Origin of the sequence: Collinsella sp. AM36-4AA (genome assembly GCF_003467795.1) — a bacterium.
Taxonomy (GTDB): Bacteria; Actinomycetota; Coriobacteriia; order Coriobacteriales; family Coriobacteriaceae; genus Collinsella.
In genome coordinates, this window is record NZ_QSHS01000058.1 from 1 (window position 1) to 1,582 (window position 1,582).

At 73.1% G+C, this 1,582-nt stretch carries 1 protein-coding gene; it reads right to left on the reverse strand.

Translation table 11 applies throughout. From position 1 onward, the window contains the following. Positions 1-225: 225 nt before the first annotated feature. The gene (locus DW850_RS10045) at positions 226-1,488 is read right to left on the reverse strand and encodes an IS30 family transposase (RefSeq protein ID WP_117786970.1); all 1,263 of its coding nucleotides are present in this window, start codon (positions 1,486-1,488) and stop codon (positions 226-228) included. Positions 1,489-1,582 lie beyond the last annotated feature (94 nt).

Consider the following 1,582-nt stretch of genomic DNA (forward strand, 5'->3'; position numbering starts at 1 on the left):
GGTTGATTTTCAATCTCAACGCAACAGCCTGAACGGACCCCGCGTTTCCGCAGCTAGCGCAACGCGGAAATAGCTCCCGGCACCTGGCCGCCGCCCCGTTTCCGCAGGTGGAGAGGCTGTGGAGGCCGGTGCCCCCATGCCGCCGCCGCATGCTCCGCCAGCCCGCCGCGCAGCCGTTCCGGACTCAGCGCAACGGGCCCTCCGGCCCATGTCCCGGCCCGCCGCCTATCCCGCCAGCGGCCCCTCGCCCCTCGCGGCCCTGGCCCTGTCGATGCAGCCGGGCGTGAGGTCGAGCTCGCCGGGCGCCAGCTCCTCTATCCCGAACGCGTCCATGAGGGCGGAGGCGTCCTCGCCGAGGGCCATCCGCAGCACGCGCGCCGGCGTCAGGAACCCGAGCGCCCCCCTCGGCTCGGAGTTCACCTGCGACATGAGCAGCGCGCAGTCCGCCGCCTCCAGCCGGTCGAACCTGACGCCGGCGCCCTTGGGCAGCAGCTTCCTGATCTCGACGTGGTTCTTCTCGCACGCGCCCTTCTGCTGGCTCTGCCGGGGGTCGCAGTAGAAGAGCCTGGTCTCGCCGTCCCGCTCGCCGAGCAGCTCCGCGATGGCGCCCTCGTCGGCGAACTCGCTCCCGTTGTCGGTGAGCACGGCGCCGAAGGCGCGCCTCGCGCCGTCCTCGCCGAGGACCCCGCGCAGGGAGGAGAGCGCCGCCAGGACCGAGGCGCACGTGCCGTCCGGCAGCGGCAGCGCCAGCTGGAAGCGGCTCGGGCGGTGCAGGAGCGTGAGGAGCCTGGCGGAGTCGCCCCTGGCGCCCTCGACGGTGTCCATCTCCCAGGCCGCGGCGCAGGCGTCCTCGCCGAGCGCGAGGAACGACGCGTGCGACCTGCGCGCCGAGTGCGACGTCGCCCTCCCCGGGGCCCGGCGCGACCTCGGCCTGTAGCCGACCTTGCGCCTGAGCTCCATGTTCGTCATGCCGTCGTAGCCGGCGTCCACCCACCGGTAGACGGTGGAGGCGCTGAGCCCGGGGGTCGTCGCCGCTATCTGCTGCGGGGAGAGCCCGCGCGCGAGCCCGTCCCGGATGGCCGCGAGCTTGGCGGCGGCGCCCTCCTCGGTCTCGTCGATCCCGGACCTGCTGCCCGAGAGCTCGGCGTCGGCCGCCTCCTGCGCCCTCCTGGCGCTGTAGAACACCTTGGGCCTCCTCGAGCAGCCGTAGCCCCTCCTGTGCGAGCAGCCGTTGCAGCACCTCGGCCACGCCGAGAGCCTGGGGCAGGCCCCCGACAGGTCCGCGGGAGCGGGTTCGCCGTAGCGCGAGCGCGGCGCTGTGACGTAGCGGTGCGCCGCCACCTCCCTGGTCACGGTCGATGGCGACCTGCCGAGCTCCGCGGCGATCTCGCGGGCGCTGCGGTTGAGGTCGAGCATCCTCTCGACCGTGTTCCTCTCGTGCCTCGTGAGCCTCCCGTACGACCTTCCGGACGGTTTCGGTCTGGACATTTCGGCCTCCCTCCATCGCGGGCCGGGGGATTCCGGCCCCTCTGGGGTTGCCTACCCGGATTCGCGACTCAGGACTCAGCGCAACGCGTTGCGC

Bases quoted from the DNA above. Each gene is read 5' to 3' on its own strand.
- DW850_RS10045 (WP_117786970.1), bottom strand. From the start codon at position 1,488: ATGTCCAGACCGAAACCGTCCGGAAGGTCGTACGGGAGGCTCACGAGG.